The organism is Undibacterium sp. Ji83W (genome assembly GCF_049340385.1).
Classification (GTDB): Bacteria; Pseudomonadota; Gammaproteobacteria; order Burkholderiales; family Burkholderiaceae_D; genus Undibacterium.
This window is the reverse complement of the sequence record NZ_JBMPOZ010000014.1, coordinates 40,146-60,951: the sequence shown is the minus strand read 5'-3', so window position 1 is coordinate 60,951 and position 20,806 is coordinate 40,146. Positions and strand designations below refer to the sequence as shown.

At 50.8% G+C, this 20,806-nt stretch carries 19 protein-coding genes; 6 read left to right on the top strand and 13 right to left on the bottom strand.

Going from position 1 to position 20,806, the window contains the following annotated elements:
* Window positions 1-109: 109 nt before the first annotated feature.
* From ACO0LD_RS21055 to ACO0LD_RS21005, 11 genes are all read right to left on the bottom strand, one after another.
* On the bottom strand, window positions 110-547 hold the full coding sequence (locus tag ACO0LD_RS21055; protein ID WP_423010136.1) for a DUF3052 family protein: 438 nt from the start codon (window positions 545-547) through the stop codon (window positions 110-112).
* Window positions 548-619: 72 nt separating this feature from the next.
* Window positions 620-1,078 (bottom strand): cache domain-containing protein, encoded by a 459-nt coding sequence (locus ACO0LD_RS21050; protein ID WP_423010135.1) that lies wholly within the window; start codon window positions 1,076-1,078, stop codon window positions 620-622.
* 135 nt (window positions 1,079-1,213) lie between these two features.
* The gene (locus ACO0LD_RS21045) at window positions 1,214-3,460 is read right to left on the bottom strand and encodes a molybdopterin cofactor-binding domain-containing protein (RefSeq protein WP_423010134.1); all 2,247 of its coding nucleotides are present in this window, start codon (window positions 3,458-3,460) and stop codon (window positions 1,214-1,216) included.
* Between the two features lie 11 nt (window positions 3,461-3,471).
* Window positions 3,472-3,930, bottom strand: coding sequence for a (2Fe-2S)-binding protein (locus ACO0LD_RS21040; RefSeq protein ID WP_423010133.1), 459 nt, complete (start codon window positions 3,928-3,930; stop codon window positions 3,472-3,474).
* Between the two features lie 210 nt (window positions 3,931-4,140).
* Window positions 4,141-5,388 (bottom strand): phenylacetate--CoA ligase family protein, encoded by a 1,248-nt coding sequence (locus tag ACO0LD_RS21035; protein ID WP_423010132.1) that lies wholly within the window; start codon window positions 5,386-5,388, stop codon window positions 4,141-4,143.
* Between the two features lie 206 nt (window positions 5,389-5,594).
* Complete coding sequence (locus tag ACO0LD_RS21030) at window positions 5,595-6,419, bottom strand: ABC transporter ATP-binding protein (protein WP_423010247.1); 825 nt, start codon at window positions 6,417-6,419, stop codon at window positions 5,595-5,597.
* Between the two features lie 254 nt (window positions 6,420-6,673).
* A complete protein-coding gene (locus ACO0LD_RS21025; protein ID WP_423010131.1) occupies window positions 6,674-7,975 on the bottom strand; it encodes an ABC transporter substrate-binding protein in 1,302 nt (433 codons plus the stop codon).
* Between the two features lie 131 nt (window positions 7,976-8,106).
* Window positions 8,107-9,165, bottom strand: coding sequence for a branched-chain amino acid ABC transporter permease (locus ACO0LD_RS21020; RefSeq protein WP_423010130.1), 1,059 nt, complete (start codon window positions 9,163-9,165; stop codon window positions 8,107-8,109).
* Between the two features lie 41 nt (window positions 9,166-9,206).
* Window positions 9,207-10,103, bottom strand: coding sequence for a branched-chain amino acid ABC transporter permease (locus ACO0LD_RS21015; RefSeq protein WP_211324411.1), 897 nt, complete (start codon window positions 10,101-10,103; stop codon window positions 9,207-9,209).
* Window positions 10,104-10,273: 170 nt separating this feature from the next.
* Complete coding sequence (locus ACO0LD_RS21010; protein ID WP_186955877.1) at window positions 10,274-11,062, bottom strand: ABC transporter ATP-binding protein; 789 nt, start codon at window positions 11,060-11,062, stop codon at window positions 10,274-10,276.
* Window positions 11,063-11,073: 11 nt separating this feature from the next.
* Entirely contained in the window at window positions 11,074-13,026 is a 1,953-nt protein-coding gene (locus ACO0LD_RS21005) for an AMP-dependent synthetase/ligase (RefSeq protein WP_423010129.1), read from the bottom strand.
* Window positions 13,027-13,338: 312 nt separating this feature from the next.
* Between ACO0LD_RS21005 and ACO0LD_RS21000 the strand changes: the two genes are divergently transcribed.
* Together ACO0LD_RS21000 and ACO0LD_RS20995 are read left to right on the top strand one after the other, a co-directional pair.
* On the top strand, window positions 13,339-14,040 hold the full coding sequence (locus ACO0LD_RS21000; RefSeq protein ID WP_423010128.1) for a Crp/Fnr family transcriptional regulator: 702 nt from the start codon (window positions 13,339-13,341) through the stop codon (window positions 14,038-14,040).
* A 3-nt stretch (window positions 14,041-14,043) separates the two neighbouring features.
* On the top strand, window positions 14,044-14,880 hold the full coding sequence (locus ACO0LD_RS20995; protein ID WP_423010127.1) for a Rossmann-like and DUF2520 domain-containing protein: 837 nt from the start codon (window positions 14,044-14,046) through the stop codon (window positions 14,878-14,880).
* Here ACO0LD_RS20995 and ACO0LD_RS20990 read toward each other — a convergent pair.
* Together ACO0LD_RS20990 and ACO0LD_RS20985 are read right to left on the bottom strand one after the other, a co-directional pair.
* A complete protein-coding gene (locus ACO0LD_RS20990) occupies window positions 14,865-16,325 on the bottom strand; it encodes a sensor domain-containing diguanylate cyclase (protein WP_423010126.1) in 1,461 nt (486 codons plus the stop codon). The genes ACO0LD_RS20995 and ACO0LD_RS20990 overlap by 16 nt on opposite strands.
* A gap of 295 nt (window positions 16,326-16,620) precedes the next feature.
* Window positions 16,621-17,184, bottom strand: a complete 564-nt coding sequence (locus tag ACO0LD_RS20985; RefSeq protein WP_423010125.1) for a glycine zipper 2TM domain-containing protein — start codon at window positions 17,182-17,184, stop codon at window positions 16,621-16,623.
* Between the two features lie 377 nt (window positions 17,185-17,561).
* Here ACO0LD_RS20985 and ACO0LD_RS20980 point away from each other — a divergent pair, with 377 nt between their 5' ends.
* The 4 genes from ACO0LD_RS20980 (at window position 17,562) to gshA (ending at window position 20,794) form a co-directional block, all read left to right on the top strand.
* A complete protein-coding gene (locus ACO0LD_RS20980; protein WP_423010124.1) occupies window positions 17,562-17,951 on the top strand; it encodes an MAPEG family protein in 390 nt (129 codons plus the stop codon).
* The gene (locus ACO0LD_RS20975) at window positions 17,948-19,009 is read left to right on the top strand and encodes an AI-2E family transporter (RefSeq protein ID WP_423010123.1); all 1,062 of its coding nucleotides are present in this window, start codon (window positions 17,948-17,950) and stop codon (window positions 19,007-19,009) included. Before ACO0LD_RS20980 ends, ACO0LD_RS20975 begins: the two co-directional genes overlap by 4 nt.
* A 50-nt stretch (window positions 19,010-19,059) precedes the next feature.
* Window positions 19,060-19,362 carry an antibiotic biosynthesis monooxygenase family protein gene (locus ACO0LD_RS20970; protein ID WP_423010122.1) on the top strand — a complete coding sequence of 101 codons (303 nt, stop codon included), beginning with the start codon at window positions 19,060-19,062 and terminating at the stop codon, window positions 19,360-19,362.
* Window positions 19,363-19,495: 133 nt separating this feature from the next.
* A complete protein-coding gene (gene gshA / locus ACO0LD_RS20965; RefSeq protein ID WP_423010121.1) occupies window positions 19,496-20,794 on the top strand; it encodes a glutamate--cysteine ligase in 1,299 nt (432 codons plus the stop codon).
* Window positions 20,795-20,806 lie beyond the last annotated feature (12 nt).

Genomic DNA, 20,806 nt, shown 5'->3' with positions numbered 1-20,806 from the left:
TGTAATAGTAGGACTTACGCAAAATTGCCCCAGCAAGGCGCCAGCGACGAAGACAGTACTTTAGTACGGCTAGGAGCTGCAACGCAGCTGGGGCGATTTTTCGGAAGTCCTAACCCGAGGCCGGCCAGTCCGGCCTCAGTTCTTTTCGTACCACCAGTTTCAAACCTGACCATATATCGCTGACAGCACAGACCTTGATATCGACGTAACCCATGGGCAGGGCGACTTCTCTTATCGTATCTTCAGTGATATCGGTAGCTACTTTCGATGCTTTCTTGGGCCAGGATACCCAGATTGCGGCATCACTTCTCAAGCTTGCTTTACAGGTCAGCAATTCTTGGACGAGGACAGCTTTTTTGTCAGTGAACAAATGGACGATATCTGTCGCAGGCGTAGTCTTCTTGTCAAATACCACGCCAGTTGGTAAGTCGGCCAGCAAATCCAGATAGTTTTCAGGCGCATGTCTGGCGCAAACATGGCTGTCAGCTTGTATGCCCAGTTTCTTTGCCAGTGGTGTACCTGAATAGCCTGCGGATGTCGGGTTCATCGTAAACAAAAATTAAAAAGCAGCATCCTTTCAGACACTGCTTAACATCAATCAGATGAGCTTGAACAGCATTTACTTATAAATGCCACAGCCAACGACGACATCATCAGATTTCTCAAAATAGGTGGATTTCAGTTCTATTGCCTTGGTAGTTGGGTTAGGCCATTTGTAGTCTATCCAGCCTTTGCCTTTGCTCTTTGCAGTTGCCAGCAGCTCTTCAATAAAGGCTTTGTTATCGACATCTCTCAGCGTACTGATATTTTTCCCCAGCAGCTTGGGATTGGCACCATGGGCAAGGGTTTTGCCACTCATGTCAAGTACAAAAATATACAAGTCACGGTCACTGAAGCTGCCTTTGGGATTATTAAATTCAGGGTAGGCTGCATCTGCGCCCTTGGATTTGATATGGGCAATGGCTTTTTTCACCATGGCCTCCGCTTCTTGGGCGGTACCATGGTCTGCAGCGAATACACTTTGGCTGACAAAAATGCTGAATAAAGCCAGTGTCAGGAATTTAATGAAACTACGCATGATAAGTCTCCTTTATTGTGGGATACCAAATTCCAGCAGTTCATCAAACTCCAGGAATCTGATATCTCTCAACATACAACTATCTGCGCTTCATTTCCATGTTTCTTGCATGCAAGTAACAATAGTTAGCTTTGCTTATACCGGTTTATAAGGCAGCTCACGCCAGCGCTTGCCACTGACCCTGGCGATGGCATTCGCAAAAGCCGGTGCCAGTGCTGGCAAGCCAGGCTCACCCATGCCGGTAGGTGCGTCTGCACTAGGGACGATATGTACGGCAATCTGTGGCATATCGGTAATGCGTGGCACAACAAAATCACTGAAGTTGCTTTGCTCGACCACACCATCCTTGAGCGTAATGGCAGCACCTGGCAAGCACATGGAGAGACCCATCAGTGCCGCACCCTGCACCTGTGCTTCTATGCTTTTTGGGTTGACGGCCAGATTGCAATGCACACCCGCAGTGACCTTGTGCAGCTTGGGCTGGCCATTCTTCATGGAAGCTTCAACCACATAAGCGACGACCGACGAAAATGATTCATGCACAGCCACACCATAGGCACGGCCAGCGGGCAATTTCTTCTTGCCATAACCAGATTTTTCCACCGCCAGTTGCAATGCCGCTTTATGCCGTGGATGTTTGTCACCCATGAGTTTCAGGCGGTAAGCTACCGGGTCTTGCTTGGTAGTCTGGGCAATTTCATCGAGCAGGGTTTCCATGACAAAAGCAGTATGGGTAGAGCCCACGCTGCGCCACCACAAGACTGGCACATTGATCTTGGGATGATGGACAGACAGGCGCATCGGCATTTCATACGGTTCTTTCATGCCTTCGACTGCTGTGATATCCACGCCATCCTTGACCATCATGGATTCGAAAGGTGTGCCACCGACGATGGACTGACCAACGATGACATGGTCCCAACCGAGGATATTGCCCTGGGCATCAAAACCGATTTCGGCCTTGTGCAAATGCATTGGGCGATAATAACCACCCTTGACATCGTCCTCACGGCTCCACAGCGTGCGTATCGGTGCATCCAGCCCCGCAGTTTGCGCTGCCTTGGCAACATTGCAGGCTTCCACTACATAGTCACTGGTGGCTATCGCACGACGGCCAAAGCCACCGCCTGCATACTGGGTATGCACTGCAATATTTTCAGGCTTCAACCCCAGGGTCTTGGAAGCTGCAAAACCATCGAGTCCAGGCATTTGCGTGCCCATCCACAATTCTGCCTTGTCACCCTTGATGGCGACCGTGCAGTTCAGCGGTTCCATAGGTGTGTGGGCAAGATAGGGGAAGACAAATTCGGCATTCAGCTTATGCGGCGCCGTCGCTATTTTCGAGACGTCATCATTAAATTTCAGGGCACCTTGCTTCTTGGCTAATTCTTTATAGCTGGCCAGCATTTTGGCGGAATCAACTTTTTCCACACCATCGGTATCCCATTCCAGCTTGAGGGCATCGCGGCCCTGTTTGGCTGGCCAATAGCCAGTCGCGATAATTGCCACACCCTCGCCACCACGGTCTGTCGGCACGCGCAACACTGCCTTGACACCCTTGATGGCTTTGGCGGCAGTGTCATCAATAGTCTTGACCCTGGCACCAAATACCGGTGGTCGTGCTACTACCGCAGTCAGCATGCCGGGCAGGTGGGTATCAATACCAAAATCCTGTGTGCCTGTGGATTTCGCTTTGGCATCGAGGCGACCTGTGGGTTTGCCTATCAGGCGGAAGTTTTTCGGGTCTTTCAGCGTGACTTTTTCTGGTACAGGCAATTTCATGGCGGCATCTGCCAGCTCGCCATAGCCCAGCTTCTTGCCACCGGGGCCGATGACATTGCCATTTTCGGTACGCAGGCTGGCAGGGTCGACTTTCCATTGTTCTGCTGCTGCCTGTACCAGCATGGCACGGGTGCGGGCACCCAGTTCGCGGTATTGGGTGTAGGAATGAGCGATGGAGTTTGAGCCACCAGTCAAATGCATGCCAAATGCGGGGTCGACATAGGCAGGGTGGTTATTACCATTCGCGCTTTGAACCTTGGACCAGTCGGCGTCGAGTTCTTCGGCCAGTATCAGGGGCAGGCTGGTTTGCACGCCCTGACCAAATTCCAGGCGGTTGAAGGTGACGGTGACCGTGCCATCCTTGGCGATCTGTACGAATGCACCTGGTTGTTCGGTAGGCTTCAGGCCTGCCGGTGCTTTGGTGGCTGCATCCTGTGCTGTTGCCAGCATGGGATAGCAACCCAGGGCAAAGCCACTGGCTGTTGCCATCTTCAAAAAACTGCGGCGACTCAGGCCAGTAGATGGTGTTTCGGGTGTGGTGGATTGCAAGAGGTTTTGCAAATGGCGTGGCATCTCATCGAGGCGGGCTTCAAAATGCATGGTTATTCTCCTCAGGCCAAAGTGGATGCAGCATCATGGATGGCAGCGCGGATGCGCACATAGGTACCACATCGGCAGATATTGCCTGCCATGGCACCGTCGATATCGGCATCGCTGGGTTTCTTGTTGGTTTTCAACAATGCCGTGGCGCTCATGATCTGGCCGCTTTGACAGTAACCGCATTGGGCCACGTCATGCTTGATCCAGGCGGCTTGTACGGCTTTGCCGACCTTGTCCTGGCTCATGGCTTCTATGGTGGTGATTTTTTGCCCAGCGACAGAAGAGATAGGCGTGATGCAAGAGCGTATCGCCTGGCCATTCAGGTGCACGGTGCAGGCGCCACACAATGCTGCACCGCAGCCAAACTTGGTGCCAGTCAGGCCCAGGGAATCACGCAGGGCCCATAGTACGGGGGTGGAAGGGTCGGCATCAACCTGGTGATCTTTGCTATTGATATTCAGTGCAGTCATGGAACGGTTCTCCATCCGGTGAGGTGGTTGCAGGGTGAAATTAGGGACAACAGTGAGGACGTGCCTGCAGACAAGCAGACTCATCTATATTTGGTTTACCTAACTACTATAGAATATTTTTGGAATATTGGTGCAAGAGAGACAAAAACCACGGAAAAGCGGGCTTTTCCGTGGTTTTTGTTGCTACAAATTTAGTGAGGTGTTGTTGGACTACTCGTACTTGCGGGCATCGTCGATAACTTTCCCATCATTAGCCAGGCTACCCGCACCAACAAATTGCACGTCACCACGCAATTTGGTCACATCGCGCAAGCTATCGACGATAGCTGCCTGCAAGCTAGGGTTGCCTGCAGCAGTTTCACAATGCAGGCTCATGACATCATTTGCCATTTCACCAGTCACCACTAACCTGGCCTTGATGATTTCAGGATGGCGCTTGACGACCTCTGCAACTTGCGAAGGATGGACAAACATGCCCTTGACCTTGGTCGTTTGGTCCGCCCGCCCCATCCAGCCCTTGATGCGCTGGTTGGTGCGGCCACAGGGTGAAATGCCTGGCAGTATCGCTGACATGTCGCCAGTGCCAAAACGTATCAGTGGGTAATCAGGGTTGAAGGAGGTAATGACGACCTCACCGACTTCTCCTTCCGTCACAAGGTCACCCGTGCCGGGGCGCACGATTTCCAGTATCAAGTCCTCGTCCAGTATCATGCCGGGATTGACCTGTCCATCTGTCATGCTTTCATAAGCGATATTGCCTATGTCGGCAGACGCATAGATTTGCAATACATGAGCCACACCATGCTCCTGCAACCATTTGCGCAAGGACGGTGGCAGGGCTTCGGCACCGACGATGGCACGCTGTACGCTGGAAATATCGGCACCCATGTCTAACGCTTTTTCCAGGATGATTTTCAGAAAACTTGGTGTACCTATGTAGGCGTCAGGTCGCAATTCAGCCATGGCCTGTACCTGCATTTCAGTCTGGCCTATGCCAGCCGGAATAACGGCGCAACCCAGCCGGGCAGCGGCGCTTTCCACCATGAAGGCGGCAGGTGTGAAATGGTAGGAAAAACAGTTTTGCAAGAGATGGCCGGCACGCAGGCCAACTGCATGCATGGGGCGGGCAAAGCGCCACCAGTCCTGGCCGCGCCCTTCAGGATCAAAGATGGGGCCGGGTGACATGAAGATATGTCCCATCTGCCGCACCGGGGTAGTATTCAGGCCACCAAACGGCGGCAAGGCTTTTTGCAAATCCTTGAGGTCAGATTTACGGGTGACAGGCAATTGCGCCAGCGTGCTGCGGCTCTTGATGTCATGCGCAGCCACACCCTGCAATATCCTGCCCCAGCCTTCTGCAGTCTGGGCGTGGGCAATCAATTGCGGTAGCTTGTTCACCAGCGCTTGTTCGCGGCTTTGTGGATTGCGGGTTTCCAGGGCGTCCAGATAGTCACTCATGAGCATGCTCTATAGTGGTTGATTTGTCTTGTTTTGCTTTGTTCTTACCTGTTTATGATCTGTAGCGAGCGGGCGTCAGCGGGGTCAGAGTAACAAGAACGCAGCACAAAAAGCGGAATGTACTCTAAGTACATGAGCATTTTGAGCAGCGCATGAGCTCCACATAAGCAACAACCGCGCTCGCACTTAAGATCGTAAGCAGGTTCTCATGCCAGCCAGCGTTTGCGCCTGCGATAAAATTTCATATCCTTGAAGCTCTTGCGGCCTGCGCCTGAGACACCGAGGTAAAATTCCTTGACGTCTTCATTGCTGCTGAGGTCTTTTGCCTCGCCTTCCATAACGACCCTGCCGTTTTCCAGGATGTAGCCAAAGTCGGCATAGCGCAGGGCGACATTGGTATTTTGTTCGGCCAGCAGGAAAGACACTTTTTCTTTTACATTCAAGCTTTTGACGATTTCAAAAATCTCTTCCACCAGTTGTGGTGCGATACCCATCGATGGTTCATCCAGCAAGATCATCGATGGCTTGGCCATCAGCGCGCGACCAATTGCGCACATCTGCTGTTCACCACCCGAGGTATAGCCAGCCTGTGAATTACGACGCTCACGCAAGCGCGGAAAGTAGTGGTAGACCTTTTCCAGCTCGGCCTTGAGTTCACTGCGCGACAGACTGCGTGTATACGCACCCGTCAACAGGTTTTCTTCCACCGTCAAGTGGGCAAAACAATGACGGCCTTCCATGACTTGTGACAGGCCACGCTTGACCAGTTCATTCGGTGTCAGGTGATCAACACGTTGCCCACGGAAAGTAATATCGCCCTTGGTGATATCGCCGCGCTCGTTACGCAGCAGCGTCGAGATCGCCTTCAGCGTGGTTGATTTACCCGCTCCATTGGCACCCAGCAAGGCGACGATTTTCCCTTGCGGTACTTGCAGGGAAATACCTTTCAACACCAGGATCACATGATCGTAGATGACTTCGATATTGTTGACACTGAGATAGGCGATATCGGTAGTTGCTGCTTGTTCCATTTTTGCCACTTCTGCCGTAATGCTGTGTATGCTCATGATCTTGATTTGCAATGAATTGGTATTGCCAATGTGACGGAGGCCATGCCTCCGTCGCTTAGAACCTGCTCACGATCTTACTGCGCGAGCGTGATCGGGGCTCATGCGCTGCTCAAAATGCTCATGTACTAGAAGTACATTCCGCTTTTTGCGCTGCTCTTCACCCCGCTGACGCTCGCTCGCTACAGATCGTAAACAGGTTCTTACTTACCTTTGGCTTATTTCAAACAGGCAGGCGTGATTTTTTTCTCCGCTGCATATTTGTTGGATGACTCTTCCAGCATCGCGCGTGTCAAGGCCTTGTCACCAGTGACCCAGTTAGGCGTGATGGCTTTCCATTTATCGCCTGTCCATTGCTGTACCTTGACGGCACCTGAGCCTTCATGATCTTCGCAAGAAGTTCTTACAGGCGGGAACATGCCCATCGCGCCCAAAGCTTTTTGGCGGGCTTCATCGACGTTCAGGTTTTCAAAGCCCCAGCGGATTTGCTCGGACGTCATGAGCTTGCCCTTGCCGAATTTTTCCTGCGCTTTCAGGATGGCTTCTGTCCACAAAATAGCGGCTGTCACACCACGCATGTGATACACAGTACCGACGCGGGTTTTATCACCCAGGTTACCCTTGCCAGCTGCATACACCTTGCTGCGGATTTCATCCAGCACAGGGTAATTGCCCGGTGTATTGAAAGTCATCGCGGTATAGCCTTTTGCCGCATCACCAGCGGGAATAGCATCTTCTTCTGAACCTGCCCACCAGACGCCCAGCATTTTTTCGCGTGAATAGCCATTGCGTTGCGCGGTCTTGATGGCCACCGCATTCATGACGCCCCAACCCCACAGGATCACGTAATCAGGATTGGCCTGGCGAATTTGCAGCCATTGCGATTGTTGTTCATTACCAGGATGGGCAACCGGGATTTTAATGAGCTCGAAGCCATATTGCTTGGCTTGTGCTTCCAGTACCGGGATAGGTTCTTTACCAAAGGCAGAATCATGGTAAAGGTGGACTATTTTCTTGCCCTTGAGTTTGTCCAGACCTCCGGATTTATCACCCAGGTATTTTGTCATGGCCGCAGCCTGGTTCCAGTAACTGGTGATCAGTGGGAATACATACGGAAAGACCTTGCCATTGGCCGCATCAGAACGGCCATAACCCAGTGTCGTTAATGGAATCTTGTCTTCAGCAACACGGTCCAGGATGCCGTAGGCAATGCCGGTAGACAAAGGCTCTACCAGTGAGGCACCACCCTGGGTTTTTTTCAGTCGCTCATAGCATTCAACACCGCGCGAAGCATTGTATTCAGTCTCGCATTCTTCCCATGAAATCTTGACGCCATTCAAACCACCCTTGGCATTGACCAGATTGAAATAATCAATGGCACCGCCGTAAAAGCCTGAACCGCCAGCCGCATACGGGCCTACGCGATACGACAGGATGGGAATGAATTGATCACTCGCCTGGGCCGCATTGACAGCACCCAGGATTGCCGATGCCATCAGCAGGGATTTAAGCAGTTTCATATTGTCTCCTTGTGGTTTTGGATGGATATTGCCTGATGCTTTTCTAGTTCTTTGTACAAATTTTTTGCAAAGCTGAAGCATCTTTATTATGAACTCTCTTTTACTGTTGGTACTAATCTTGTTACTGTCACTTAATGCGGGAAAGGCCAGAGCCGTAATTTTTCCTTGGTGATTTGCCACAACCTCGCCAGACCATGTGGCTCAACGATCAGGAAGAAAATGATCAGCGCGCCAAATACCATCAGTTCCAGGTTCGATGCCACGTTGGTAGGCAAAGACAATCCGTGTGCAATCAGATTCAGTACGATGGGCAGCAGGATGATAAAGGCCGAACCCAGGAAAGAACCGAGTATGGAACCTACACCACCAATAATGATCATGAACAGGATGCGGAAAGACAGGTCGAGGTTATAGGCCTCTGGTTCTACCGTACCCAGATAGGCATAGGCATACAGGGCACCGGCGATACCGCAATAAAACGAAGAGACCGCAAAGGCCAGCAACTTGGTGCGCATGAGGCGGAAACCGATGACCTCTGCCGCCACGTCCATGTCACGCACAGCCATCCATGAACGGCCTACGTTCGATCTCACCATATTCTTGGCCAGCAAGGCCATGACGCTGACTACCGTCAGCGTCAGCAGGTATTTTTTAATCGGAGTATTGATGCTGATACCCATGATGATCATTTCCTGCGCCGTGATGACGCCGGAAGAACTGTAGTTGGTAAACCACTGTATCTTGGTCAGACACCAGACTACGAAAAACTGGGTTGCCAGCGTGGCTGCCGCCAGGTAAAAACCGCGTATGCGCAGCGATGGCAAACCAAAGGCAATACCCACCATGGCTGCTGATAAACCACCCAGCACAAAAGCCAGCAAGACCGGGATGCCGGGTATGCGCAAGACAAAGTTATAAGATGCAAATGCACCCACCGCCATGAAGGCTGCTGAACCCAGTGATAATTGACCCGCATAGCCAGTCAGGATGTTCAAGCCCAGTGCTGCCAGAGAAAAAATCAGGAAGGGGATAAAGATGGCTGAAAATGCATAATCGGTTGCCAGCCCGGGTACGGCAACAAATGCCGCGATGAGGACGATGGCAATACCGATACGGTCTTGCCGTATCGGGAATATCTGGTTATCTGCCTGATAGCTTGTTTTAAACTGACCTGCTTCACGGTAGAACATGTTGTTCCTCTACGCTGCTAATTATATTGAATTGCGGGATATCAAATCCTGCGTATGATTTTTTCACCAAACAAACCTTCAGGCCTGACCAGCAAGAACAGCAGTGCCAGCACATACGGGAACCAGCCTTCTATGCCACCACCAACCAGGGGGCCTATATACACTTCGGCCAGTTTTTCAGATGCACCGATAATCAGGCCACCGACAATCGCGCCGGGAACGGATGTGAAGCCGCCCAAAATCAATACCGGCAAGGCTTTCAAGGCCACGAAGGTCAGCGCAAACTGCACACCATTGCGTGCACCCCACAGCAAGCCAGCAACCAGGGCGACGAAGCCAGCGACGGCCCAGACTATGCCCCAGATCTGTTGCAGTGGAATGCCAACGGCCAGCGCCGCCTGATGATCATCTGCCACCGCACGCAGGGCACGGCCAATTTTTGTTTTTGAAAACAGCAGTGCCAGACCAGTCACCAGCAGAGCGCAAATCAAGGCAGCAATCACATCAAATTGCGATACCAGGATATTGAATTTTTCCATGAAATATTCTATGGGCACATCGTCGATAGGCAGTGTCAGTTTGTGTGGTTGCGAACCCCACAATAATTGCGCCAGGCCTTCGATAAAAAAAGTCAGGCCTATGGTCGCCATGAACAGGGTAATCTCAGGCTGATTGACCAGAGGGCGCAACACCACCCGCTCGATTGCCAAGCCCAGCGCCACCATCACCAGCATGGTCAGCGGTATCGCCAGCCATAGCGACATCTCAAATTTCTCGGTCAGGCCCACGCAGGTAAGAGCGGCAAAAAACACCATCGCCCCTTGCGCAAAATTGAAAACGCCAGAGGCTTTGTAAATCAATACAAACCCCAGCGCCACCAGCGCATACATCACACCCGACAGCAAGCCACCGATAAACACTTCAAAGAAAAAACTAATATTCATTTCTAGCTCTCAGCTTACGTTAAGCAAACATGAATCTTGAACAGAAGACCTCTCAACACAGAGGCACAGAGACACAGAGAAAGGCAGAAGAAGAACAAAAGATTTTCTCAAGTTTTTCCTCTGTGTCTCCGTGTCTCTGTGGTTAATGGTCTTAAGGTTTTTCATTAATGCGCCACACCAAGGTAAGCATTAATTACTTCCTGATTCGCCAGTACCTCAGCAGGTGTGCCGTCACCGATTTTCTTGCCGTAATCGAGCACGACCACGCGGTCTGAGATATCCATGACCACGCCCATATCATGTTCAATCAAAACAATGGTGGTACCCAGCTGGTCATTGACATCGAGGATGAAGCGGCTCATGTCCTGTTTTTCTTCGACGTTCATGCCAGCCATGGGTTCATCCAGCAATAAAATCTCAGGTTCTGCTGCCAGCGCACGACCCAGTTCCACGCGTTTTTGCAGGCCGTAGGAAAGACGGCCTACCGGTATCTTGCGTATGTGCTGGATTTCCAGAAAATCGATAATCTCTTCGACTTTTTCGCGATGGGCAATTTCTTCTTTTTGTGCAGGACCCCAGTACAAGGCTTGCATGAGGAAATTGCTTTTCATTTTCAGGTTACGGCCCGTCATGATGTTGTCGAGTACGCTCATGCCTTTGAACAGAGCGATGTTCTGGAAGGTACGGGCGATGCCGCTCTTTGCTGCCGCATAGGTATTCATGTCCTTGCGATGCTGGCCACGGTAAGTGATGTCACCTTGCTGCGGGCGATATACACCATTGATGACATTCAGCATCGAGCTTTTGCCTGCGCCATTCGGACCTATGATGGCGCGTATTTCATGTTCCCTGACGTTGAAGGAAATATTGGTCAGGGCTTTGACACCCCCAAAAGCGAGCGAGATGTTTTGCAAGTCCAGGATGACTTCACCGATTTTTCTGTTATCTGCCATTTATATATTCCTTACGCAGCCAGCTTTTGGGCAGAAAATGTTTTGACATCGCTGATATGCAAATCGGCACTGACCTTGCCCTGGCGGCCATCTTCAAACTTGACCAGGGTTTCTATGAATTGCGAACGCTTGCTGGAATACAGGGCATCTATCAATACCGCATATTTTTCCGCAATGAATTTGCGTCTGACTTTGCGGGTGCGGGTCAGTTCATCATCATCGGGATCAAGTTCTTTATGAAGTACCAGGAAGCGGTGTATCTGCGTACCTGCCATCAAGTCTTCACTGGCGAGATCAGCATTGACTTTTTCTATGCATGACAATATCAATTGATAAGTCTCGGCCTTGGCTGCCAGGTCGGTGTAGCCAGAATAGGCAATGCCGCGTCTTTCGGACCAGTTGCCGACGGCTTCCATGTCGATATTGATGAAGGCACAGACGGTGTCACGTTCATGGCCAAAGGCCACGGCTTCCTTGATGAAGGGGAAGAACTTGAGTTTGTTTTCTATGTAGTTGGGCGCGAAGATATCACCCTGGTTCATCTTGCCAACATCGGCTGCGCGATCGATGATTTTCAGGTGTCCATCCTGGTCAAAGATGCCAGCATCACCGGTATGGAAATAACCCTGCTCATCCATGACTTCTGCTGTTGCATCGGGGCGTTTGTAGTAACCAGTCAGCATGGCATCTGACCTGACCAGCACTTCTCCATTTGGTGCGAGCTTGACTTCAACGCCGGGTGCAGCGGCACCTACACTATCAAACTTGATTTTGCCATCCGGCTGCAGGCAGACATAGGCACAGGTTTCAGTGGAACCATACAATTGCTTGAGATTCACTCCGATGGAACGATAGAAACGGAACAGGTCAGGGCCGATAGCGGCACCGGCAGTGTAGGCAACGCGCACGCGTGACAAACCCAGTACATTCTTCAGCGGGCCATAAATCAGCAGATTGCCGAGTGCATATTGCAATCTGTCCATGCCATTGACGGCTTTGCCATCGAGTATGTCAGAACCGACACGGCGTGCCAGGTCCATGAAATGGGCAAACAGTTTGCGCTTGATGCTGCCCGCGTCTTCCATGCGTATCATGACCGTGGTCAGCATGTTTTCAAACACGCGTGGAGGGGCGAAATAATAAGTGGGGCCGACTTCGCGCAAATCCGTCAAGACGGTTTCGCTGGATTCAGGGCAATTCACGGTAAAGCCCACGGCCATGGCCTGGGCGAAGGAAAACAGGTGATCACCTACCCATGCCATAGGCAGGTAAGACAGGATATCTTCTTGTGCCGTAAGCTGGTCAAATTCCATGCCACCCACGGCAGCTGTCATGAAAGAGCGATGAGACTGGCAAACGCCCTTCGGTTTACCTGTGGTGCCTGAGGTATACAACATGACAGCAGTGTCATCTGGCTGGCCAAGTTCTACTTCGGTCATGAAAAATTCCGGATGCGCCTGATCATAGGTACGCCCCAGTTCTTGCAGCGCGGCATAGGATGTCAGTTCAGGCTGGTGATAATGGCGCATGCCACGATCATCATCAAAGGCGATATGTTGTATGCCTGCATACTGTTGCTTGATTTCAAGCAGCTTATCAACTTGTTCCTGGTCTTCGACGATAGCGAAGACGATTTCGGCATTTTCCAGCACATAGGCCATATCGGCAGCAGGTGCATCCTGATATAAGGGCACGGGTATGCCACCCAGGCATTGCGCGGCAGCCATGGCCCAGTACAGGCGTGGGCGGTTATCACCTATGATGGCCAGGTTCATGCCACGTTTGAAACCTTGTGCTGCCAGACCGCAGGCCAGGGCGCGCACTTCTGCATTGACTTGCTGCCAGTTCCAGGTCTGCCAGATTCCCAGGTCTTTTTCACGGAAGGCCGGATGTTGTGGCCGTGTTTTCCCGTGCTGCAATAGCAACCGGGGAAAAGTCGAATTCGCTGCTTCTTTTTGATTCATGTCTCCACCACTAGCCTTTTGTCTATTGTTTTGGGGCTTATTTATTGTGAGTGTTCTGATCCCCGTTGCAGCATGCTTACGCTTAGCTTACATGCAGATGAGAGGACAAATTTACGGTAGGCCTTGTTTGGCGAGATGCAAATGAATTGCCAGTGTAGCGGCTTACAGTCTTCGCTGTAGTGAGCAACTCGCTTACAATGTCTCCGTAATTCTTTTTGTTGATGGGATAGTAGACCCTTCATGCGCCGGTGGTTGTCATTCGACCGACAATCTGAAAATTTGAATCAATTATCTGTGGTGCGTTGCACAAATATGACAAAAAAAATCAGCGACCCGAAAGAGCGGTTTGCCAAGTCCTTGTGGGCTAGCATGCTGTCGCCAGAACATATGCAAAAAGTAGAAGAAGAAGTCGTCGAACGTTTCATCCCTGCCGGTGGTTATGTCTGCCGTAAGGGCGATCCGGTAGAGCACTGGATGGGTGTCATCGATGGCTTTCTGAAGATGAGCAGTATTTCACCGGACGGCAAGACGGTAACTTTCAGCTGCATGTTGGCGGGTGGTTGGTTTGGTGAAGGTTCGCTACTGAAGACTGAACTGCGTCGTTATGATGTGGTGGCACTGCGTGATACCCGTGTGGCTCATATGCCGCGTACTACTTTCACGTATTTGCTGGATAACAGCATTCCGTTTAACCGCTTTCTCTTGCATCAGTTGAACGAGCGTCTGGGATTTTTTATTTCCCTGGTTGAATATGACCGCATGCTCGATCCTGATACCCGCGTTGCCCGTTGTCTTGCTGCCATGTTCCACCCGTATTTGAATCCCGGTTTGAAAGCTGGCAGCAGCATGCAAATCCAGATATCGCAGGAAGAAATCGGTTATATCTCCAGCGTCTCGCGCCAGCGGGCCAACCAGGCTTTGCAACTGCTGGAAAAGAAAAATTTACTGAGTGTGGATTATGGTGGCATTACCATACTTGATCTTGAAGGCCTGCGCCGCTTCCCGGAAGAATGAAGCATGAAGACCCTGAATATCATCGGTGCCGGTAAAGTCGGCAAGGTGCTGGCCAAAAATTTCCAGCGCCAGCAAGTGTTTGCCATACAGCAGGTCTTGAACCGCAGTCTGGCCAGTGCCAGCGATGCTGTGGCCTGGCTGGGGGCAGGGCAGGCTGTGGATGGTATCTCACAATTGCAGCCAGCTGACGTGACCATGCTGAGCGTCAGTGATGACCAGATCGCCAGTGTCTGTCAGCAACTGGTTGATGCCGGTTTGCTGAAGGCAGGCAGCCTTATTTTTCATTGCAGCGGTGCCAAGGCATCGACAGAGTTGCAGGCCGCCAGACTGGCAGGCGCAGCTATTGCCAGTGTTCATCCTGTGCGCAGTTTTGCCAATGTGGATCTGCTCGCAGAACAATTTGCTGGCACTATCTGTAGTTTGGAAGGTGATGAGGCTGCGCTGGCTGTGTTGGTGCCTGCCTTGCAGGCCATGGGTGCAGAGACAGTGATTATTCAGGCAGACAATAAATTGCTGTATCACGCAGGTTCTGTGTTTGCCAGCAATTATCTGGTGACCCTGATGGAGGTGGCCTTGCGCACCTATCAGGCTGCGGGTATACCGGCAGATGTGGCACAAAAAATGGCTGCTCCACTGGCAAGACAGACGCTGGAAAATGTCTTCAACCTGGGCACGCAGGCTGCGCTGACCGGCCCTATCGCCCGTGGCGACATGCAGACAGTCGCTTTACAGCAAACCAGACTTAACGACTGGGATCAACAGGCGGGGGACTTGTACCAGGCATTTACGCAGCCCACCATAGACCTGGCGGCTGCGCGGAATTCTCACTCAGAGAAGTAAACGCTGTTACGGCCATTTTCTTTTGCTTGATACATAGCTAGATCGGCACGTTCAAACACGCTGGCTTCGCTTTCCTTGTCCTTGCATTCAGCGACACCCATGCTGACAGTAATCGACAGGCGGGTGCGTGTCAGGTCAGTGGTGCGCGAGAAATCATTGTTGGCGATGGTATTGCGCAGGTTTTCGGCAATTGACGTGGCTTTTTCCAGCGTACAGTTTTTCAGCAAGATCAAAAATTCTTCACCACCCCAGCGGCAAATGATGTCGCTTTCACGCAGCGAGCGCTTGGATATCTGGGATATTTCCTTGAGCACATGGTCACCTACCAGATGGCCCTGCTTGTCATTCACTTTCTTGAAGAAATCAATATCCAGCAAGACCACGCACATAGGCTGGCGCGAGCGTTCGCTGTCGAGCAGGGCTTGCTGGAAGACGAAATCAAAAGCCTGGCGGTTCAGCAAATTGGTCAGGGTATCGGTGGAGGCTGATTTTTCCAGACGCTTTTGATAACGCCTGACTGTCAGTAAGAGTATCACCATGATGACCAGAGTGATGCCAGCGCTGATGGCGATGTTGATGAGGAAGATATTTTGCAGGGGCTTGATCTCGTTCCCCATTTCCTGTTCCACCAGCAAATGCCAGCCCAGCTCAGGGATGAAGCGTGCATTGACGAGTATGGTTTCGCTTTCGCTCTTGTATTCAAGATGCTGGGATTCACTCTTGCGGTTAGCCAGGATTTGCGGTGCCAGGCTGCTCAGTCCAGGCATATTGCTGAGGTTGCTGCGTATCTTTTTCATATTATTGCCAGCCAGGGCAATATTGCCTTTCTGGTCGACGAAAAAGATATTCCTGCGGAAGCGGGTCTGATAACTGTCTATCAGGGTTTTCATGGTATCGAGCGTCATGCCTATGCCAGTGACGCCGATGAGTTTTCCTGAATAATCCAGGATACGGTAATTAATGAAGATGGTCATGGTGTCGCGATTGGCCATGTCGGCATCGACATTGGTTTCATATTCGCTTTTCAAACCACGTACCCGGAAGAACCATTGATCACGTGGCTCGGTATCGCTGATGGTCTTCAGGACGCCGTCGGCATGATAATAATTGTGGCTTTGATCTGACACCAGGAAACTGGAAATCGCATGGTTTTTTTGTTTGATTTCTTTCAGGTACTTGACGATCTGGTCTTTGTCTTCTTCGCCATTGATGATCCAGTCACGCAAAAACGTGTCATGCGCCATTTGCGAAGACACAAAAACCGGGCGCAATATGTCTTTCTGGATTTCAGAATAAACATTGTCACCGGTGATAGGCAGGGTTTGCTCAGAGATGCCTTGTTGTATGGCATCACGGGAAACAACAAAAGATGCCACGGTCGTGGAGACAAAACCTGCAATCAGGATCAGGGATAGCCAGACCAGCAGACCGTATTTTTTTAACATTTTTTGCATGAATGAGAGACGGAGCATGAGCGTGAGGTTTGCCGCAAGATAATACTATAAACCCATGCAAATTCCGGTCAATTTGACGGCAAACTCATGGTAATGAGCTGGTTTTGCCAATTTTGCCCGTGGATTTTTGTTGGCAGATTCATGTATGCATGCAAAATACCTGCATTGCATTTATGTTTTATATAGAGTGGCAGGATTTCGGGTGCAGCGCAGGGATTTTTTAACTGTCAGCATAAAAAATGCCGCTTTGCAGCGGCATTTTTGAGTGCAGATGAGGTATTTCAGATCAAGGGCGTGGCGTCAGAGACACATGGATACGCAGGCGTGAGCCCGGATCATAGGGCATAACGGAAGTATAAGTACGGTTATGGTACTCATACGTCACGGCATAACCATTGGTACGGGTTTCCCAGCTATCAATATTGCGGCACTGACGTACAGGGCGGCTTTCATAGACAGGCTGGTTATTGTAGTTGTTGCCGTTATTGCCATTATTTTCAACACGGTCACCAACAATGGCACCAGTCACAGCACCTACCGCTGCGGCAGCGATACGGCCATTGCCGCCACCCACCTGGCTACCCAGCAAACCACCAGCCAGGCCACCTATGATGGCACCGCCATTACTGCGTTCTGCCTGTTGCTGGCGTGGATAATTGCGCTGGCTGGTTTCATATTCGGTACGGCATTCCTGGCGCGGCACATTGACTTGCTCAACTTGCGGGGTGACGCTGACGACGCGGGCAAAATCATCAAAGTCAGCAGCTTGGGCAGAAGAAACGGCAGCAGTAGCGGCCAGCAAGGCCAGCACAGGCGCTGCTTTGGAAATTGTGGAGAATGAAAATTTCATTTTTTTTACCTCTTTCGATATGATCATGTGATAAACATCACCTTGGCCTCTGAACCTGTTTCCGATCTTACTGCGCTGCGTTTTATCTTACGCTGACCCCGCTGACGCTCGCTCGCTACAGGTCATAAACAGGTTCTAAGCTCGCCTGTATAAGTAAATAAGTATGCAAATAAGGCAAGAAAGGGCCGCTGGGTTTTGCGTATTTCTGTATGTATCCTGTGATAGTCTGTATATAACGCTTAAGCCTTGAAAATAGAAGACATGAAAATGTAAGTGTCTGTTTCAATGTACTTTTGGTACTGTATTCTTGTACTTTACATCATTGGCCTCATCTATGCCGCTGGCATGCCGCTCATGTACCCTCTACTGGAGAAATTATGCACTTGCAATGGACATCCTGGTTAACGCTTGCCGTACTCTGCATGTATATCTGGAATGTAATGGTCGTTGGGCGTCTTCGCATGAAGCTTGGGGTTAAGGCGCCAGCCATGGATGGTCCACCTGAGTTTTTGCGCGCCATGCGGGTGCAGTCAAATACGGTGGAGCAAATGGTCTTTTTCTTCCCGGCACTGTGGTTATGCGCAGCCTGGAGTGGTGATGTACCAGCCGCTTTGCTGGGCCTGGTATGGCTGATCGGGCGCATCATCTATGCGCTGGCTTATTTGCAAGATGCCGGTAAGCGTTCCATGGGTTTCCTGATTTCTGGCCTGGCGGCCGTGGCCTTGATGCTGGGTGCAGTTGTGGGTTTGAGCGGGGTGCTGAAATGAAAGATAAAATTCTTTCCCGTTCGGCCCGTCCTGCCAATGTGCCTGGTCAACCTAACCAGCCGCTAACGCCATCTGTATATGCCTCGTATATCCTGGTGGCTGTCGCCCTGTTGCTGGTATTAAAGGCAGGTTTGCTGGTTGCCCTGTTTTCCGGCTTGCTGGTATTTTCCATCATTCATGTGCTGGCACCAGCGATCGCCCTGCGTTTCAGGCACAAACAGCCGCGCATGATCGCCGTGGTGGTTTTATCCTTCATCCTGATTGTCGGCCTGATCCTGATAGGCTGGGGCATCCATGCTTTCTTGCGCAGCGATGCCGGGAACTTGCAAAACCTGCTGCAAAGGCTGGCGGATATCATTGAAGCTTCACGTCATCAATTGCCTGAGTGGGTAAGCACTAACTTGCCGGAAGATGTTGATTCTTTAAGAGAGATGTTGACACACTGGTTGCGCGAGCATGCCGGTGAGGCCAAGCAGATCGTGCCAGAAGCTGGTCATCTGATCGTGCACCTGTTGCTTGGCATGATCATAGGTAGCATGGTTGCCCTGCGGGATGTCACTGGCGATATTAATCACAAACCCTTTGCCGCCGCCATGCAGCAAAGGATCAGTAATCTCAGCCAGATTTTTCATAAAATCGTGTTTGCCCAGGTACAGATTTCCCTGATCAATACTGTATTTACGGCAATTTACCTGGCTGCCATCCTGCCTATGGCTGGCGTACATTTGCCACTGACCAAGACCATGATTGCCATTACCTTCCTGGCGGGTTTGATACCGGTGGCGGGCAATATCATTTCCAATACCGTCATCGTGATTGTGGGTTTGTCACAGTCATTGAATGTGGCCATAGCTTCATTGGTATTCATGATCGTTATTCATAAGGCAGAATACTTCCTGAACGCACGCATCATCGGTGCTCAGGTGAATGCCCGGGCGTGGGAATTGCTGACGGCCATCCTGGTCATGGAAACTCTCTTCGGTGTTCCCGGCGTTGTTGCGGCTCCGGTGTTTTATGCTTATATCAAGAAAGAGTTGAGTGACCGGGGATTGGTTTGATCCACAAGAAAAGCGGCAAAGAATAATCTTTTTATTATCAAGAGGTAAATATGATTCTGGAGTTAGCAGATATACGCATACAAGCCGGCAAGCAAGCCGAGTTTGATGTTGCCATACAGCGTGGCCTTGAGGAAGTGATACGCCATGCCAAGGGCTTTCTTGGTTTCAAGGTGCAAAAGGGCATAGAGTCGCCAGAACGCTATTTGCTCATGATTTATTGGGCAACTTTGGAGAACCATACTGTAGACTTTCGTGAATCTGCGGCATTTGCAGATTGGCGTGCCATTGTCGGGCCATATTTTGCCAGTGCCCCTGTGGTTGAACATTTTGATCTTTTAGCCAAGTCTGAGTGATTTTTTTGTGCCGCTTGGGATAATTCCGACTTGATTACCGGCATTTCATCCCAAGCTTATCAAGTCATGATTTGCCTGTGGCGCTGAGGTCGGCGTTCAATTTTGGCAACAGCTTGCTCTCCAAAAGGTCATTATGGTTCCGCATCTCGTCACCGCTCTCAACGGCCCCTTGCTCGATCTTGAAAAAAAGATACTTGAAGCGACACCCGCAATAGAACGCTGGTTCCGTCTTGAATGGCAGGAACACACCCCGCCATTTTATTGCTCTGTTGACCTGCGCAATGCCGGTTTCAAGCTGGCACCTGTTGATACCAATTTATTCCCTGGTGGTTTTAATAATCTGGCATCAGAAATGTTGCCGCTGGCCGTGCAAGCGGCAATGGCAGCAATAGAAAAATATTGTCCTGATGCTAAAAACCTTTTGTTGATACCTGAGAGTCATACCCGTAATGTGTTTTATTTGCAAAACATTGCCCGCATGATGCAGATTTTCCGCCAGACTGGTTTGAATGTACGCCTGGGTTCGCTGTCAGCAGATATTACCGAGCCAACTCCCATCGATTTGCCAGATGGTAGCCAGTTGATATTGGAACCACTGGAGCGTTCCGCCAATGGCCGCCGCCTGGGCCTGAAGAATTTCGACCCATGCACGATCTTGCTGAACAATGATTTATCGGCAGGCATACCGGCAATTCTGGAAGACATCAACGAGCAAACCTTGCTGCCACCGTTGCATGCAGGCTGGGCCTTGCGTCGCAAGAGCAATCACTTCCATGCTTATGATGAAGTGGTCAAGAAATTCGCCAAGATGGTGGATATAGACCCATGGATGCTGAACCCGTTTTTTACCAAGTGCAAAGATATCAATTTCCATGACCGCACTGGCGAAGATACGCTGGTGGCCGCAGTGGATACCATACTCGCCAAGATACGCAAGAAATACAAGGAATACGGCATCAAGGAAAAACCCTTTGTCATCGTCAAGGCCGATGCCGGTACTTATGGCATGGGCATCATGACCGTGCATGATTCCAGCGAAGTGCGTGACCTCAACCGCAAGCAGCGCAACAAGATGTCGGTCGTCAAGGATGGCATGGAAGTCAGGGACGTTATTGTGCAGGAAGGCGTGTATTCCTTTGAGCAAATCAATGAATCCGTGGCTGAACCAGTGGTGTATATGATAGACCGCTATGTGGTTGGTGGTTTCTATCGCGTGCATGAAGACCGTGGCGTTGATGAAAACCTCAATGCGCCTGGCATGCACTTTGTGCCGCTGGCCTTTGCCCAGCAACATGCAGTGCCCGACATGAAGGCAAAACCGGGCACGGCAGCACCAAATCGTTTTTACATGTATGGTGTAGTGGCGCGCCTGGCTTTGCTGGCGGCATCACTGGAACTGGAAAAAACAGATCCAAATCCTGAGGTTTATTGATTACTAAATTAT

Coding starts and splice junctions, on each gene's coding strand:
- ACO0LD_RS21055 (WP_423010136.1), bottom strand. CDS start 547: ATGAACCCGACATCCGCAGGCTATTCAGGTACACCACTGGCAAAGAAA.
- ACO0LD_RS21050 (WP_423010135.1), bottom strand. CDS start 1,078: ATGCGTAGTTTCATTAAATTCCTGACACTGGCTTTATTCAGCATTTTT.
- ACO0LD_RS21045 (WP_423010134.1), bottom strand. CDS start 3,460: ATGCATTTTGAAGCCCGCCTCGATGAGATGCCACGCCATTTGCAAAAC.
- ACO0LD_RS21040 (WP_423010133.1), bottom strand. CDS start 3,930: ATGACTGCACTGAATATCAATAGCAAAGATCACCAGGTTGATGCCGAC.
- ACO0LD_RS21035 (WP_423010132.1), bottom strand. CDS start 5,388: ATGAGTGACTATCTGGACGCCCTGGAAACCCGCAATCCACAAAGCCGC.
- ACO0LD_RS21030 (WP_423010247.1), bottom strand. CDS start 6,419: ATGGAACAAGCAGCAACTACCGATATCGCCTATCTCAGTGTCAACAAT.
- ACO0LD_RS21025 (WP_423010131.1), bottom strand. CDS start 7,975: ATGAAACTGCTTAAATCCCTGCTGATGGCATCGGCAATCCTGGGTGCT.
- ACO0LD_RS21020 (WP_423010130.1), bottom strand. CDS start 9,165: ATGTTCTACCGTGAAGCAGGTCAGTTTAAAACAAGCTATCAGGCAGAT.
- ACO0LD_RS21010 (WP_186955877.1), bottom strand. CDS start 11,062: ATGGCAGATAACAGAAAAATCGGTGAAGTCATCCTGGACTTGCAAAAC.
- ACO0LD_RS21005 (WP_423010129.1), bottom strand. CDS start 13,026: ATGAATCAAAAAGAAGCAGCGAATTCGACTTTTCCCCGGTTGCTATTG.
- ACO0LD_RS21000 (WP_423010128.1), top strand. CDS start 13,339: ATGACAAAAAAAATCAGCGACCCGAAAGAGCGGTTTGCCAAGTCCTTG.
- ACO0LD_RS20995 (WP_423010127.1), top strand. CDS start 14,044: ATGAAGACCCTGAATATCATCGGTGCCGGTAAAGTCGGCAAGGTGCTG.
- ACO0LD_RS20990 (WP_423010126.1), bottom strand. CDS start 16,325: ATGTTAAAAAAATACGGTCTGCTGGTCTGGCTATCCCTGATCCTGATT.
- ACO0LD_RS20985 (WP_423010125.1), bottom strand. CDS start 17,184: ATGAAATTTTCATTCTCCACAATTTCCAAAGCAGCGCCTGTGCTGGCC.
- ACO0LD_RS20980 (WP_423010124.1), top strand. CDS start 17,562: ATGCACTTGCAATGGACATCCTGGTTAACGCTTGCCGTACTCTGCATG.
- ACO0LD_RS20975 (WP_423010123.1), top strand. CDS start 17,948: ATGAAAGATAAAATTCTTTCCCGTTCGGCCCGTCCTGCCAATGTGCCT.
- ACO0LD_RS20970 (WP_423010122.1), top strand. CDS start 19,060: ATGATTCTGGAGTTAGCAGATATACGCATACAAGCCGGCAAGCAAGCC.
- gshA (WP_423010121.1), top strand. CDS start 19,496: ATGGTTCCGCATCTCGTCACCGCTCTCAACGGCCCCTTGCTCGATCTT.